At 70.5% G+C, this 241-nt stretch carries 1 protein-coding gene; it reads right to left on the minus strand.

Features of this window, described 5'->3' with window-relative positions; genetic code table 11:
* Positions 1-84: 84 nt before the first annotated feature.
* Positions 85-241, minus strand: a 157-nt coding sequence (locus CCN33_RS32650; protein ID WP_279628134.1) for a pirin-like C-terminal cupin domain-containing protein, incomplete at its 5' end; no start/stop codon positions are given.

Consider the following 241-nt stretch of genomic DNA (forward strand, 5'->3'; position numbering starts at 1 on the left):
CCAGCCCCCGGACTGTGCCGCCCACCACCCGACTCGGGAAGTCGAGTGGTGGGCGGCAGACACGGCCTCGGGCCGGGACCGGTATCAGCCCTGCGGGCCGCTCTCCGTCATGCCGTGCACCGCCGGCACCGTGCCCAGGCGGCCCTTCTGGAAGTCCTCGAAGGCCTGCATGAGCTGGTCCTTGGTGTTCATGACGAACGGACCGTAGTGAGCCATGGGCTCCCGGATGGGCTGTCCGCCC

It is taken from the genome of Streptomyces recifensis, from assembly GCF_002154615.1.
Taxonomy (GTDB): Bacteria; Actinomycetota; Actinomycetes; order Streptomycetales; family Streptomycetaceae; genus Streptomyces; species Streptomyces griseoluteus.